Consider the following 13,437-nt stretch of genomic DNA (forward strand, 5'->3'; position numbering starts at 1 on the left):
TTACAATTTATGCCGGCAGGCCGGGTCGACCCCCGTCCCGTACACATAGACCATTTCACCCCCCAGCCAGCCGGAGACGGTTAGGAGCAGCACCGCTACCGCTGAAATGGCGGTCTGCCCCACGTATTCAGGACTGGCACGCCGCCACAGGAAATCGAGCACGTAGATGATGACGATGGTCAGATTTATGGCCATGTGCCAGAGTCCGATTCTTTTTTCCGGCGAGGCATGCAGGGTGAACAGATCGACAAAGCCGGGCAGTGCCGCAATCAGTGCGCCGATAATACCTCCCCCAATGGCATAGAGAGAGGTCGTCCACCAGGTTTCGTTCCCTGTTGCAAAAAAGATGATGTCGCAGGCCAGGGAAAAGATCCATAGCCCCATGGCCAAAGGAATGAGCATGGGGTGGAGAGGATGCTTGGCAATGTTGGCTGTACTGATCATGTTAAGACTCCTTTCTCCCCTTGTAGGGCGAGCTGTAGAAGTTCCGCCGTGTGCAGCGCCTTTCTCCCGGCTCCACCCATGATCTGTGTCCGGCAGCTGAAGCCGTCGGCGATGATGTAGGTGGGTAACCCAGCCTTCCGGATTGCCGGGAGCAGGGCCGTCTCGGCGATCTTCATGGAAATTTCATATTTGCCTTTCTCGAAGCCGAAGGACCCGGCCATGCCGCAACATCCTGGCTGTGGCTCCTGAACCTGGAGCCCCATCTTCTGCAGTACCTGTCGTGCATCCTCGATCCTCAGCACCGCCTTCTGGTGGCAATGGCCGTGAAATATGGCCTTGCCGGCCAGTTGCGGCGGTTGGAACTTCTGCCCCTCCATGAATTCGCTGAGCAGGTAGGTCAGTTGCGTCAGCCTCTGCCCGTCTTGATGCTGGGGCATGAGCTCCGGCAGCTCGTCCCGGAAGACGGCGGCAGTGCTGGGTTCGAGAAATATTACCGGCACACCCTGGCGCACATGGGGGCTGAGTTGCTCCACGGCCTTGAGAATCTGCTTTTTTGCATAACCAAGCATGCCGTAGTCGATGGGAGGGCGTACCGCCGGTGGCTGCGGGAGCATCTTCACGCTGCAGCCGTAATGCTCCAACACCTCCAGTGCCGCCTTCAGGGTTTCGGGAAAGAAACAATCATTGAACAGATCTGGATAAAGAACCACAGGCCGGCCTTTGCCGGGCTGTCTCCCGGTGCGTCTGTACCAGTCGGTGAAGGTCTCGTCGGCAAACCTTGGCAGGGTCCTTTCCCTGGCAATTCCGCCAAGGGCTTTGGTGATTGTGCGCAGCAGCGGCGCATGGAAGAGAAAATTGGCCATTCCCGGCATCCTGGCCCCGATCCTGCCCCAGATGCCGATCAGCCCCATGGAGTAAGCGGGCAGTGGCCGGAGCCTTCGCCGGTAGTAGTGGGAGAGGAATTCCGCCTTGTAGGTGGCCATGTCCACATTGACCGGACAGTCGCTCTTGCACCCCTTGCAGGAAAGGCAGAATTCGAGAGATTCCAGCACTTCCTTGCTCCGCCAGCCATCCTTGATGAAGTCGCCGCGGAACATCTCGAAGAGGAGATGGGCCCGCCCGCGGGTGGTGTGCTTTTCCTCCCTGGTGGCCATAAAGCTCGGGCACATGAAGGTAGCGTCGGTACGGCGGCACTTGCCGACCCCGACACAGCGCAGGGTGGCCCGGGGAAAACTCCCCTCATCATTTGGAAACCCAAAATGTGTGGAGGGCTGCCAGGGATTGTAGCCGGTGCCGAGTCTCAGGTTCTGGTCCGGCAGATAGGGATCGACCACCTTGCCGGGATTCATCTTCCATTCCGGGTCCCACAGGGTCTTGAACTGGCGGAAGGCCTCCACAAGTTCATCACCATACATCTTGCGCAGAAATACCGCCTTTGACTGGCCGTCGCCATGTTCGGCGGATAAAGAGCCGCCATACCTGACCACCAGGTCCGAAGCCTTATGGATGAAGGCCATGTAGTTCCTGATACCGTCATGGGTGAAGAGATCGAAGGAAATGCGGCAGTGGATGCAGCCGTCGCCGAAATGGCCGTAAAGTGAGGCAACAAGCTTGTGCTCGTCCAGAAGCTTCCGGAACTCCCTGAGGTAGTCACCGATTCTCGCCGGGTCCACAGCGGCATCCTCCCAGCCGGGCCAGCTGAGGGGCATCCCCGGCATATTGGCCGTTGCCCCGAGCCCCGATTCCCTGATCTCCCAGATCTTCTTTTCCTCCCCCTCGTCGGTGAACAGTTTCATGGTCGGAGGACTTTCCATTTTTTTCAGCCCTTCCATGGCCCGGCGGGCATTACTGTCGGACTCTTCCTTGCTGTCTCCCCCGAACTCGACCAGGAGCCAGCCGTTTCCCTCCGGCAGCATGGCCAGGTTGTGAGTATGGAGCCCCTTCGTCCGGGCCAACTTGATCAAGAGGTCGTCGAGCCCTTCCAACCCCACCGGCTTGAAGGCGAGGATCTGGGGGATGTGATCGCCGGCGGCAAAGATATCCGGATAGCCCAAAAGCAGGATGGAGCGGGCCGGCGGGCTATGGATCAAGCGTATCTTAGCTTCCAGTACGGTGACGCAGGTGCCTTCTGTTCCCACCAGCGCCCGGGCCACGTGGAAGCCGTTCTCCGGCAGCAGGTCGTCCAGGTTGTAGCCGGAAACACGGCGGGGGATCTTTGGATAGCGGCTGCGGATCAGATCGCCGTAGCGATCGCGGATGTCACGCATGCCCCGATAGATTTCCCCCCGTCGCCCGCCTTCGTTGATGATCGCTTGCAGCTCCTCCTCGCTGGTGGGCCCCACCTTCATCCTTATGCCATCATAGGTCACCACATCCAGTTCCAGGATGTTATCGACGGTGCGGCCGGCCATGACCGAGTGGATGCCGCAGGAGTTGTTGCCGATCATGCCGCCGAAGGTGTTGTAGTTGTGGGTGGCCGGATCGGGTCCGAAGGTCAGGTGGAAACTTTCCGCCTGGTCCCGAAGATGGTCGAGGATGACTCCCGGCTCCACCCTGGCATGGCGGTTTTTCTGGTCCAGCTCCAGGATGCGGTTCAGGTATTTTGAATGGTCGATGACCACTGCCAGATTGCAGGTCTGGCCGCAGAGGCCGGTTCCTCCTCCACGGGAGACAATGGGGGCGCCGTGACGGCGGCAGACCTCCATGGTCTTGACCACTGCGGCTACAGATTTGGGAACGACGACGCCGATGGGAACCTGCCGATAATTGGAGGCATCAGTGGCATAAAGAGCGCGACTTGCCGTATCGAAACGGACCTCCCCCTCCAACTGATAACGCAGGTCTGCTTCCAATGCGCCGGGATTGAGGGTGGTCCTGACGAATTCCTCGCTCTTCTCGGGTTGCGGCATCAAGTCCCTCCGAAGGCAATATCCAGCAATTCAAACCCAGAGCAACAGCAACAATCCCTGTGTTTATTTTTCGCTGCGGGACAGCATATTGGCCATCATCTGCTTCGCCGACTGCTTGACCATTCCACAGATTGGGGTCACCCTTGAAGATGGAGAACATGTAGCCCTTTGCCTGCTCGAAGGTTATGTGCGGTGGCAGTGGCGGGACCTCCGGATCGCAGTGGGCGTCGATCACCACCGGCTTGCCGGCCTTGAGAGCGGCGTCCCAGGCGGCGCCGATCTCATTGGGATGCCGGAGCTCGATCCCTTCCAGTCCCAACATTTGTGCATAACGGGCATAGGGAAAGGCCGGAATGTCCTGGGAGCCCATGAACTTAGGGTCACCGTTCATCACCCGCTGTTCCCAGGTTACTTGATTCAGATCCTCATTGTTCAGCACCATGATCACCAGGCGCGGGTCGCACCATTCCCGCCAGTATTTGGCGATGGTGATCAGACCGTTCAGGCCGAGCATCTGTACTGCTCCGTCTCCGACCAGAGAAATTACCACCCGCTCCGGGTTATTGATCTTTGCCGCCAGGGCGTAGGGGATACCGGGGCACATGGTGGATAGTGTTCCGGAGAGGGAGGCCATCATGCCGCGGCGAATTTTGAGGTCCCTGGCGTACCAGTTGGCAGCTGAGCCGGAGTCGCAGGTGATGATGGCGTGATCAGGAAGCCTTGAGGAGAGTTCCCAGAACAGCCGTTGAGGGTTGATCGGGGTGGCTGAAACTTTGGCCCGTGCTCCATTACCTGCCACCATTCGCGCACATTGGCTTCCACTCCGTCTTGCCAGCTGCGATCGGTCTTCTTTTCCAGCAGAGGCAGCAGTGCCCGCAGGGTCAGTGCTGTATCCCCCTGCAGGTTCACTTCCATCGGGTAGCGCAGGCTCAGCATGCGTGGGTCAATGTCGATCTGCACCCCCCTTGCCTGCCCTTCCCTGGGAAGAAACTCTGAATAGGGAAAGCCGCTGCCAATCATGAGCAAGGTGTCACAGTTCATCATCAGCTCATAGCTGGGTTTTGTCCCCAAGAGGCCAATAGAGCCGGTGACGTAGGGAAGATCGTCCGGCAGCGCCGCCTTGCCCAGCAGCGCCTTGGCGACTCCGGCGCCCACTTTTTCCGCTGTTTCCACGACCTCTTCCGTGGCATGGAGGGCGCCGGCGCCGACCAAAATTGCTATTTTCCTTCCGGCGTTCAATATATCGGCCGCCTTTCGCAGATCATCCTTTTTCGGCACTACTTCCGGTCTGCTGAAACCGATTCCGGTGAAGGTAGCGCCATGCTTCCGGGGTGGCGATTCTACAGCTTCCAGTTCCTGGACATCGTTCGGCAGGATAATGCAGGTGACGGTACGTTCGGCCAGGGCGATCCTGACTGCCCGGTCGACCAGATGTCTGATCTGGGCAGGATTGGTTGCCATCTGTACAAAATGGTGGGCCACATCCTTGAACAGGGAGATCAGGTCCACCTCCTGCTGGTAATCGGCTCCCAGGGAAGTGGTGGCTTGCTGCCCGACGATGGCCACCACCGGTTGATGGTCCATCTTGGCATCGTAGAGGCCATTGAGAAGATGAATGGCTCCCGGTCCGGAGGTGGCGATGCAGACCCCGACTTCACCGGTGAATTTGGCGTGACCGCAGGCCATGAATGCAGCTTCTTCCTCATGCCGTGCCTGATAAAAGCGGATCTTTTCCTGTGCCCGATTCAATGCTCCCATTACTCCATTTATGCCGTCCCCAGGATAACCGTAGACCCTGCGCACGCCCCAGTCCATGAGACGCTGCACCAGATAATCGCTGGTAGTTATTGCCATCTGGTATTCCTCCACATAAATTAGTTAAGTCTCATAAAAAGAAGTCTAAGGCCACATCCCCCCTTGTCAACAGAAATCCTGGATATTTGCAGTCTTGACTTGGAGGGGTATCTTGCTACAAATAAATAGTATTGGTTTAATTTAATGATTAATGTGCACATTCACCGCTGCTCCAGGAGGATGCTACAGATGCCGAAGATGACCAGGCGCAACTTTCTCAGGCTTACCGGCGGAACCGGCGTGGCGCTGGCCGTCGATCCTCCGCGCAAACTGGTCAACAAGCTGATTCCTCAAGTCATCCCTCCAAAAAATATAAAACCGGGCGAATGGGCCTTTTTTGCCACCACTTGCCGTGAATGTCCGGCCGGGTGCGGCATGCACCTCTGGCACCGGGATGGCCGGGTCACCAAGCGGAAGGCAATCCTGACCATACCGGGTGAACCGGGGAGGCCTTTGCCCCGGGGCAGTCGGCGCTGCAGGGACTGTATGATCCGGACCGGCTGCAGAAAATCAGCTTTCGTCCCCAGAGGTCCGGCAATGAATCTGCCGGCTGGGATGACGCCATTGCCGCCATCGGCAGCCGGCTGAAAGCAGGGGGCCGGGTGGCCTTGATGAGCAGCCTGCAGACCGGGGCATTGGCCGAGGTGATGAAGCATTTTGCCGCCGCCTTCGGTTCGGACCGGCTGCTCTTTTACGAAGCGTTCAGCTATGAGCCGCTGAAAACCGCCCACGACGAAGTGTTTGGCTTGCCGCTGATACCGCGGTACCAAATGCAGGAATGTGAGTTGATCGTCAGTTTCGCTGCCGACTTTCTGGAATCATGGGTCTCTCCGGTCTCCTTTGCCTCGCAGTTTGGGGAGATGCATGGCTACCGCAACAACAGAGTCATGAACCGCATGGTTTATATCGGGCCGCGTCTCTCCATGACCGCCGCCAACGCCGACGAGTTCATGCAGGTGCCGCCGGGGGCCGAGCGGCTGGTGGCGCTGAAGATGCTCCGGATAATCCTGGAAAAGGACCTGGGGAAGAATAACCTCTCTTCCATCGGCCGCACCATCGAGGGCTTGGTCGCCGAAGCGCCCGAACTGCCCGGAGTGGAGGAAGCCAGGCTTGTCGAGCTTTGCCGCACCTTCTGCTCGGCACGATCAAGCGTCGCCCTGGCCGCACCGGTGGGAAGCACAGGGCCTATGGCTATGGAAACGGCAATTGTTGCCGCCTTGCTCAATTATGCCGCCGGCCGTATCGGCCAGACCGTGGATTTCAGCCGGCATCACGCTCTATCATATGTTGCCGGTGATGGCCAGGTCCGCCGTTTCCTCGCCTCTCTCGGTCCCGACGACACACTCTTTATCCACGACACCAATCCCTTGTTTAGCAGGGGGATGCGGCGCTTCCAATCAGCCGTGCCGGGATGATCGTCTATCTTGGGACGCTGGAAAATGAAACTGCTGCGGCCTCGGACTGGATCCTGCCCATTGATTACCCTCTGGAAACTTGGGGTGACTATGAGCCGGAGCAGGGAATTCGGGGCCTCATGCAGCCCACCATGCCGCGTCTTTACGATACCCGTGCCGTCGGCGACATCTTCCTTACCCTTGCCCAGGCAGCGGGGCGGCCGCTGACCAAACGGGAAGGGGGGGCTCCTGTCGCTTCCTTCAGGGAGTGGCTGACTCTGGCTGGCAGGAGTTGCACCATAAAATCAGCCCGGCCCAGCCTTTCGAAAACTTCTGGAAAAGTGCCCTAAGCCGGGGCGGGGTGTGGAGCAGGAAAGAGCCGGCGCCAAATGCTCAATTCAGTGCCACCGCTGTCGGTCGCCTGAGCCCGGAGGCAAAACAGCCGCGAGGGGAGGCAGGGGAGGTCCAGGTCTGGCCATGGGGATCCATAATGCTCTTTGACGGTCGTACTGCAAATCGGGGCTGGATCCAGGAGGCGCCGGACCCGGTTACCTTTATTACCTGGGGCAATTGGATCGATATCAATGGCCGCACAGCAGCTGATCTGGAGATACAAGACGGCGAGATGGCCGAACTGAAAACCGGGGCAGGGGCCATCCGCGCCCCGGTCAGGATTACCGATGAGGTAGCGGGGCAGACGGCGGCAATCGCCTTTGGCCAAGGGCACACCGCCATGGGCAGGATCGCCGGGGGGATCGGAGCCAATCCATTTCTGCTCCTGGGGGCTGGGGAGCGGGATGTTTCCTTTGCCAGGGGAACCTTGCGCAGGGTGGGAGGAAAACGGGTCAACGATCCCACCTACACGACCCTGACCCGACAGCAGTGGCATCGGGAGCTTGTCCAATGGATACCCCTGTCCCAGGTGAGCCGCATGGAGCCCGGGGACGGGGAGGAGCTGACCATGCCCCTTCCGGAGGGCTACAAACCGGAGCGGGACCTGTATCCCAAGCGGGAATATCTGACGCACCGTTGGGCAATGGTCATTGACATGCAGCGTTGCATCGGCTGCGGCGCCTGCGCCGTTGCCTGTTACGCGGAGAATAATATTGCCGTCATCGGCAAGGGCAAGGTTGGCGAGGGTCGGGAGATGGCCTGGCTGCGGGTGGCTCCCTACCATAAGCGGGAGCCACCCGCCGTCTCGGCTGGTTGCCCCTCCTTTGTCAGCATTGCGACGCCGCCCCCTGCGAGCCGGTCTGTCCCGTCTTCGCCGCCATGCACAACGAAGAGGGACTCAACGCCCAGATCTACAACCGCTGCATCGGCACCCGTTACTGCTCCAACAACTGCCCCTACAAGGTGCGGCGCTTCAACTGGGTCAACATAAACTGGCGCAAGCCGCTGGACATGCAGCTGAATCCGGAGGTGACGGTGCGAAGCCGCGGAGTGATGGAGAAGTGTACCTTCTGCGTCCAGCGGATCCGCAACGCCGAGGCCCGTGCAGCCCGGGAAAACCGGAAGATCCTAGACGGAGAAATCCAGCCGGCATGCGCCCAAAGCTGCCCCACCAGGGTCTATACCTTCGGTGACCTCCTCGATCCTGCATCGGAAGTAAGCAGGCTGACCCGCGAGGACCCCCGTCGCTATCATCTGCTGGAGGAACTGAACACCAAGCCGGCGGTGACCTTTCTGCGGCGGGTGGATGGGGACTTGTGATTGGTGATTGGTGATTGGTGATTGGTGATTGGTGACCGGGTGACCGGGTGACCGGGTGACCGGGTGACCGGGTGACCGGGTGAGGCTCTCCCCAGCCCTCTCCCACGGAGGGGAGAGGGAGTGTGTGCATCCCCCTCCTTTATGGGAGGGGGTAGGGGGGAGGGCCTGAAGTCAAGTTTGACCCCCCTGCGCATTTACGTTTGCTTCCCCCCTATGGAATAGGGGGGATTGAGGGGGGTCCGGAGGTACTGTGGCTGACCTGAAGTACGGTGACATAAACGATGATATGCTGAGCGCCATGCAGACGCCCGGCCCCTCTCCCCAGCCCTCTCCCACGGAGGGGAGAGGGTAGGGGGGAGGGCCTGAAGTCAAGTTTGACCCCCCTGCGCACTTACGTTTGCTTCCCCCCTATGGAATAGGGGGGATTGAGGGGGGTCCGGAGGTTCTGTGGCTGATCTGAAGTACGGTGACATAAACGATGATGTGCTGAGCGCCATGCAGACGCCACGGGCGCCTTATTTTGCCGCAGTTGCCATGCTGGCGGCGGGGATCGGCTGGGGCGCACTGGTCTGGCTTTACCAGATGCAGGCGGGATGGGGGTCACCGGGCTGAACCGTCCCGTGGGCTGGGCCGTCTATATCGGCAATTTCGTATTCTGGGTGGGAATAGCTCACTCGGGGACGCTCATCTCGGCCATCCTGTACCTGTTGCGGGCCAACTGGCGGGATGCGGTCTCCCGCTCCTCCGAGGCCATGACCATCTTTGCCATCATGACCGCCGGCCTGTTTCCTCTCATTCACCTGGGCAGGGTCTGGGTCCTTTACTACATCATTCCCTATCCGTCCCAGCGGCAGCTCTGGCCGAACTTCCTCAGCCCTCTCGTCTGGGACGTTTGCGCCGTCGGCACCTATTTCACCGTCAGTCTTATCTTCTGGCTGGTGGGGATGATTCCCGACCTGGCTGCTGCCCGGGACCGTTACGAAGAGAAGTACGGTCCTAAGAACATCCGCGCCGGTATCTACCGGGTCATGGCCCTCGGCTGGTCGGGGACGGGAAACCAATGGCGTCATTACGGCCGGTCCTATCTCTATTTTGCCGCCCTGGCCACCCCCCTGGTGATCTCGGTGCACTCGGTCGTTTCCTGGGATTTCGCCATGAGCCTCCTCCCTGGTTGGCACTCCACAATATTCCCCCCCTATTTCGTGGCCGGGGCGATCCATTCCGGGCTGGCCATGGTGCTTACGCTCCTCATACCCATGCGCAAGCTGCTGCATCTGGAGCGGCTGATCCAGCTTCACCATTTCGAGATGGTGGCCAAGACTATCATTCTCACTGCTGCCATCGTCGGCTATTCCTATGCCTGTGAAGTCTTCATCGCCTGGTACTCGGGCAATCCCTTCGAATGGCAATTCTACAAGTGGCGGATGACCGGACCCGCAGCCTGGATCTTCTGGCTGATCATTCCCCTCAATGTCCTCATTCCCCTGACGTTCGTCTTCAAAAAGGTGAGGACCAACTTCATTCTACTCTTCATCATCTCGCTCCTTATCAACCTGGGAATGTGGCTGGAGCGTCTTTTCATCGTCTATACCTCCACTGCCCACGATTTTATTCCCCACAACTGGGGCGGTTATATTCCAACCTGGGTGGAAATAAGTATAACGGCGGCCTCGGCGGCCTTCTTCTTTTTCTGGTTTTTCGGTTTCAGCAAGGTTCTGCCCACCGTGCCCCTGAGCGATCTCAAAGGGCGGATCGCCGACGAGGAGATCGAACCGACCGGCTGCTGCGAAACCAAGGTCAGACAGAAAGTGCAGGCGGGAAGCTCGTCGGTGCTGGCGGTATTCTCCAACGCCGGAAGACTCGTGAAAGCGGTAAAGCTGGCCTGCGACGCGGGATACAGGGAGATGGAGACCTTTACCCCGGTGAAGGTCGAGGCGGTGGAAAAGGTAATGGGGCACTCGAAAAGCCCGGTGCGGTTCTGGACGCTGGCCGGGGCGCTGGCCGGTCTTGCCGGCGGTCTGTGGCTTGCCATCGGCACGGCCCTGGTCAACAGCATCATCGTCGGCGGCAAACCCCCTGTCGCCATCATCCCCTATTGCGTCATCGCCTTCGAGGGGACGATCCTTCTGGGGAGCATCGCAAATTTGACGGGCCTGGTCCTGCATTCGCGCCTCTACCGGCTGAAGCTCAGTCCGTTCTACGACCGGCGCTTCAGTCGGGATAAATTCGGACTGCTGGTCAGCTGCGGCGAAGGAAATATTCAAGGTTTGCAGGGGATACTTTCCAGCGCTGCAGCGGAGGAGATTCATGTCCACCACTGACCGGTCAGGACAAAGCTTTGGTTATGCCTCCTTCTTCTGGGGGGGGCTTGCCATATGCGGTATCGGCCTCTGGGTGTTCTCAATCAATAGGGCAGCGGCGCCCCAAGGCTGGCGGCACTACTTATCAATTTCCTCTTTTTCAGTTCCCTGGCCGGTGGGCTCACCACCTGGCCGGCAGTGGTGCGGGCCTGCAATGGACGGTGGCCTGGGGAGCTGGAGCGGGTGGCATTCTCTGCCATTGCTTTTGCCGTTCCTTCGCTGCTGGCGCTGGTGCTGCTCTGGGTCGGCAGCAACAGGTGGTCTCCCTGGTACGACATGGAATATCACCAGGGTGGCTGGCTGAACAACTCCTTCGTCTTCGGCCGGGATCTGGCCGGGCTGGCGGTGTTCTGGCTGACCGCGGTCCGCTATCTCATTGCCCGCCGCAACGGCCAGGGGATTGTTTGGGGCGGCCTTCTCATTGTCGCTTACAGCCTGGTTTTCTCCCTGCTTGGCTTTGATCTGGTGATGGCCCTTGATCCCCAATGGTACAGCACCCTGCTTGGGGGATATTTTTTCATCTCCGGCCTTTATATTGCCTCTGCCGCCTGGGCCTTTCTGGCTGTCTGGCAGCGGGAGACCCGGGAAGAGCAGCTGATGGACCTGGGGCGGCTGATAGTCGCCTTCAGCCTCATGGCCACCTATCTCATGTATGCCCACCTGCTCCCCATCTGGTACGAGAACCTGCCTGACGAGACCAGATTCCTGGTGCCAAGGTTCAATTTTCAGCCTTGGCTGGGGGTGAGCTACCTCCTCCTGGGGCTTGTCTACCTGGGGCCGCTGGTGTTGCTTCTTACGGAGCGATCCAAGCGTACCCGCTGGTCCCTTGGGGGCATTTCCCTCCTTGTCCTCTGCGGCATGTGGATCGAACGCTGGTGCTGGTAACCCCCGTTTTCGATAAAAACCTCAATCTCGGCCTGGCTGAGCTTTCCGCGGCCATGGCCTTCGCCGGTCTGCTGGGTATGGGCATGGAGCAGTTCCAGCGTCGACTGCCGGCGAACTGTTTCCGGTCCGAGGATGAAAAGTGAGGATGCCGTGGCAGACGGAGAGAATCAGGAAACGAACAGGCCTGGCATCGGCGGCATTGGCCGCAGTGGTAATGCTGCTGCTGGCGGCGATCATGCTGGTGCTTTTCCATGTCGTGTACCCCGCCGGGCTCGGGCCGCGGCAGCCGATTCCCTTCAGTCACCGGGTCCATGTGCATGTGAAAAAGATCAGTTGCCTGATGTGCCACACGACGGTGACGGAAGGTCGACACGCCGGCATTCCGCCCCTGCAGACCTGCATGTTATGCCACCAGCGGATCATCAAGACCTATCCGTACATTCTGGAGCTGCGGCAGGCCTTTGCTAAAGGCAAGCCGGTCATTTGGCAGCGGGTCAACTGGGTATCCGAATTCGTCTATTTCGATCACTCAATGCACCTGCGCCAGGGGATCGACTGTAGTTACTGCCACGGCAATGTGACGATGATGGACCGGGTGGTGGCAACGAGGAAGTTCGAGATGGGTTTCTGTATCGAATGTCATCGGCAGAAGAATGCGACCCATGACTGCTTTACCTGTCATCGGTGACGATCAGCGTTCCCTCCCCCCGGCCCTCTCCAGCCCCCCTCCTTCCTCCCCCCATAAAGGGGGAGAACAGAATGCTCTCTCCCCTTGGGAGAGAGATAGAGAGAGGGCGAAAAGGGCGGGGGAGATATTGGCAAAAGCGAAAGAGGTTTCTATGCCTGAAATAACATACAGAGATGCAATCAACCTGGCCTTGAAGGAGGAGATGCGGCGCGATCCGCTGGTGGTGACCTGGGGCGAGGATGTGGCCCTGTACGAGGGGTCATTCAAGGTAACCAGGGGGCTTTTGGCCGAATTCGGCGAGGAGCGGGTCCGAGACACACCTATTTCTGAAAACACCATCATCGGCGTTGCCATCGGCGCGGCAATGGGGGGCTTAAGACCGGTCCCCGAGCTGATGACGGTCAACTTCGCCCTGCTTGCCATGGACCAGATCATCAACCATATGACCAAGATCCGCTACATGTTCGGCGGCCAGGCGAAGCTGCCCATGGTCATCCGTGCTCCCGGCGGCGGAGGAAGCCAGCTGGCGGCCCAGCATTCCCAGTCCCTGGAAACTTTTTTCATGCATACCCCCGGTATGTACGTGGCGGTACCTTCGACGCCGGCCGATGCCAAAGGGCTGTTGAAAACCGCCATTCGCAATGACAATCCGGTCATCTTTCTGGAACATGAACTGCTCTACAACAGCAAGGGAGAGGTCCCCGAAGATCCTGAATACCTGGTTCCCTTCGGCAAATGTCAGATCAAGAAGACCGGCAGCGATGTTACCATCGTCACCTATTCGCGCATGACCATACTGGCCCTGGCTGCGGCCGAGGAACTGGCCAAGGAAAAGATCAGCTGCGAGGTGGTGGACCTGTGCACCCTGACCCCGCTGGATAGCGACACCTTTGTCGGCTCTATTCAGAAAACAGGGCGGGCGGTGGTGGTGGAGGAATGCTGGCGCACCTGCGGACTTGGCGCGGAAATAGCCTCCCGCATTTACGACGGCTGCTTCGATATGCTGCTGGCGCCGGTACAACGTGTCGCGGGGCTGGATGTGCCCATGCCTTATTCACGCAAGCTGGAAAAACTGTGCATTCCACAGGTGGGGGATATCGTCACGGCGGTGAAGGAAACCATGAGCGGCAAATATTAAGCAATTAAAGTTCCTCCCCCTCCCTTTTCGCCCTCTCTCTATCTCTCTCCCA

At 59.2% G+C, this 13,437-nt stretch carries 15 protein-coding genes and 2 pseudogenes; 12 read left to right on the top strand and 5 right to left on the bottom strand.

The window, feature by feature from the left end:
- The 4 genes from JCM15764_RS15235 to JCM15764_RS15245 are packed head-to-tail and all read right to left on the bottom strand — an operon-like array spanning position 1 to position 5,207.
- Positions 1-444: a DUF2231 domain-containing protein gene (locus tag JCM15764_RS15235; RefSeq protein ID WP_054697229.1), complete on the bottom strand. Its 444-nt coding sequence runs from the start codon at positions 442-444 to the stop codon at positions 1-3.
- Positions 441-3,296 carry an FAD-binding and (Fe-S)-binding domain-containing protein gene (locus JCM15764_RS15240; protein ID WP_243689129.1) on the bottom strand — a complete coding sequence of 952 codons (2,856 nt, stop codon included), beginning with the start codon at positions 3,294-3,296 and terminating at the stop codon, positions 441-443. The genes JCM15764_RS15235 and JCM15764_RS15240 overlap by 4 nt, the downstream gene beginning before the upstream one ends.
- On the bottom strand, positions 3,220-3,990 hold the full coding sequence (locus tag JCM15764_RS30040) for a thiamine pyrophosphate-dependent enzyme (protein WP_243689120.1): 771 nt from the start codon (positions 3,988-3,990) through the stop codon (positions 3,220-3,222). Before JCM15764_RS30040 ends, JCM15764_RS15240 begins: the two co-directional genes overlap by 77 nt.
- Positions 3,987-5,207 (bottom strand): thiamine pyrophosphate-binding protein, encoded by a 1,221-nt coding sequence (locus JCM15764_RS15245; RefSeq protein ID WP_243689121.1) that lies wholly within the window; start codon positions 5,205-5,207, stop codon positions 3,987-3,989. Before JCM15764_RS15245 ends, JCM15764_RS30040 begins: the two co-directional genes overlap by 4 nt.
- A gap of 189 nt (positions 5,208-5,396) precedes the next feature.
- Here JCM15764_RS15245 and JCM15764_RS15250 point away from each other — a divergent pair, with 189 nt between their 5' ends.
- The 8 genes and pseudogenes from JCM15764_RS15250 to JCM15764_RS15270 all read left to right on the top strand — a co-directional run bounded on the left by JCM15764_RS15250 (position 5,397) and on the right by JCM15764_RS15270 (position 10,635).
- Positions 5,397-5,795, top strand: coding sequence for a twin-arginine translocation signal domain-containing protein (locus tag JCM15764_RS15250; protein ID WP_054697235.1), 399 nt, complete (start codon positions 5,397-5,399; stop codon positions 5,793-5,795).
- Positions 5,796-5,818: 23 nt separating this feature from the next.
- Positions 5,819-6,622: a molybdopterin-binding domain-containing protein gene (locus tag JCM15764_RS15255; RefSeq protein ID WP_243689122.1), complete on the top strand. Its 804-nt coding sequence runs from the start codon at positions 5,819-5,821 to the stop codon at positions 6,620-6,622.
- Entirely contained in the window at positions 6,619-6,951 is a 333-nt protein-coding gene (locus tag JCM15764_RS15260; RefSeq protein ID WP_054697241.1) for a hypothetical protein, read from the top strand. Before JCM15764_RS15255 ends, JCM15764_RS15260 begins: the two co-directional genes overlap by 4 nt.
- 275 nt (positions 6,952-7,226) lie before the next feature.
- Positions 7,227-7,670: pseudogene (locus JCM15764_RS24195) on the top strand (4Fe-4S dicluster domain-containing protein); the annotation flags it as partial.
- A 137-nt stretch (positions 7,671-7,807) separates the two neighbouring features.
- A pseudogene (locus JCM15764_RS30045) lies at positions 7,808-7,936 on the top strand (4Fe-4S dicluster domain-containing protein); the annotation flags it as partial.
- A 69-nt stretch (positions 7,937-8,005) separates the two neighbouring features.
- Positions 8,006-8,314: a 4Fe-4S dicluster domain-containing protein gene (locus JCM15764_RS30050; RefSeq protein WP_439645313.1), complete on the top strand. Its 309-nt coding sequence runs from the start codon at positions 8,006-8,008 to the stop codon at positions 8,312-8,314.
- 447 nt (positions 8,315-8,761) lie between these two features.
- Positions 8,762-8,926 (top strand): hypothetical protein, encoded by a 165-nt coding sequence (locus JCM15764_RS24200; protein ID WP_243689124.1) that lies wholly within the window; start codon positions 8,762-8,764, stop codon positions 8,924-8,926.
- Positions 8,908-10,635: a quinol:electron acceptor oxidoreductase subunit ActD gene (locus JCM15764_RS15270; RefSeq protein ID WP_243689125.1), complete on the top strand. Its 1,728-nt coding sequence runs from the start codon at positions 8,908-8,910 to the stop codon at positions 10,633-10,635. The genes JCM15764_RS24200 and JCM15764_RS15270 overlap by 19 nt, the downstream gene beginning before the upstream one ends.
- A gap of 83 nt (positions 10,636-10,718) precedes the next feature.
- Here the strand turns inward: JCM15764_RS15270 and JCM15764_RS24205 are convergent, their stop codons facing one another.
- On the bottom strand, positions 10,719-10,874 hold the full coding sequence (locus tag JCM15764_RS24205; protein ID WP_243689126.1) for a hypothetical protein: 156 nt from the start codon (positions 10,872-10,874) through the stop codon (positions 10,719-10,721).
- Between JCM15764_RS24205 and JCM15764_RS24210 the strand changes: the two genes are divergently transcribed.
- The 4 genes from JCM15764_RS24210 (at position 10,858) to JCM15764_RS15285 (ending at position 13,385) form a co-directional block, all read left to right on the top strand.
- Positions 10,858-11,559, top strand: coding sequence for a hypothetical protein (locus JCM15764_RS24210; RefSeq protein ID WP_243689127.1), 702 nt, complete (start codon positions 10,858-10,860; stop codon positions 11,557-11,559). The two genes, JCM15764_RS24205 and JCM15764_RS24210, sit on opposite strands and share 17 nt — an antisense overlap.
- Positions 11,550-11,702 carry a hypothetical protein gene (locus JCM15764_RS24215; RefSeq protein WP_243689128.1) on the top strand — a complete coding sequence of 51 codons (153 nt, stop codon included), beginning with the start codon at positions 11,550-11,552 and terminating at the stop codon, positions 11,700-11,702. Before JCM15764_RS24210 ends, JCM15764_RS24215 begins: the two co-directional genes overlap by 10 nt.
- A gap of 2 nt (positions 11,703-11,704) precedes the next feature.
- Positions 11,705-12,247, top strand: a complete 543-nt coding sequence (locus JCM15764_RS15280; RefSeq protein ID WP_054697244.1) for a cytochrome c3 family protein — start codon at positions 11,705-11,707, stop codon at positions 12,245-12,247.
- 151 nt (positions 12,248-12,398) lie between these two features.
- Positions 12,399-13,385 carry an alpha-ketoacid dehydrogenase subunit beta gene (locus JCM15764_RS15285; protein ID WP_054697246.1) on the top strand — a complete coding sequence of 329 codons (987 nt, stop codon included), beginning with the start codon at positions 12,399-12,401 and terminating at the stop codon, positions 13,383-13,385.
- The last annotated feature ends 52 nt before the right edge of the window (positions 13,386-13,437 follow it).

It is taken from the genome of Geotalea toluenoxydans JCM 15764 (assembly GCF_001311985.1).
Taxonomy (GTDB): domain Bacteria; phylum Desulfobacterota; class Desulfuromonadia; order Geobacterales; family Geobacteraceae; genus Geotalea; species Geotalea toluenoxydans.

Bases quoted from the DNA above. Each gene is read 5' to 3' on its own strand.
- JCM15764_RS15235 (WP_054697229.1), bottom strand. From the start codon at position 444: ATGATCAGTACAGCCAACATTGCCAAGCATCCTCTCCACCCCATGCTC.
- JCM15764_RS15260 (WP_054697241.1), top strand. From the start codon at position 6,619: ATGATCGTCTATCTTGGGACGCTGGAAAATGAAACTGCTGCGGCCTCG.
- JCM15764_RS15280 (WP_054697244.1), top strand. From the start codon at position 11,705: ATGCCGTGGCAGACGGAGAGAATCAGGAAACGAACAGGCCTGGCATCG.
- JCM15764_RS30040 (WP_243689120.1), bottom strand. From the start codon at position 3,990: ATGATGGCCTCCCTCTCCGGAACACTATCCACCATGTGCCCCGGTATC.
- JCM15764_RS15245 (WP_243689121.1), bottom strand. From the start codon at position 5,207: ATGGCAATAACTACCAGCGATTATCTGGTGCAGCGTCTCATGGACTGG.
- JCM15764_RS15255 (WP_243689122.1), top strand. From the start codon at position 5,819: ATGAGCAGCCTGCAGACCGGGGCATTGGCCGAGGTGATGAAGCATTTT.
- JCM15764_RS15270 (WP_243689125.1), top strand. From the start codon at position 8,908: ATGGGGGTCACCGGGCTGAACCGTCCCGTGGGCTGGGCCGTCTATATC.
- JCM15764_RS15250 (WP_054697235.1), top strand. From the start codon at position 5,397: ATGCCGAAGATGACCAGGCGCAACTTTCTCAGGCTTACCGGCGGAACC.
- JCM15764_RS30050 (WP_439645313.1), top strand. From the start codon at position 8,006: ATGCAGCTGAATCCGGAGGTGACGGTGCGAAGCCGCGGAGTGATGGAG.
- JCM15764_RS15285 (WP_054697246.1), top strand. From the start codon at position 12,399: ATGCCTGAAATAACATACAGAGATGCAATCAACCTGGCCTTGAAGGAG.
- JCM15764_RS24205 (WP_243689126.1), bottom strand. From the start codon at position 10,874: ATGGCAGAGAATGCCACCCGCTCCAGCTCCCCAGGCCACCGTCCATTG.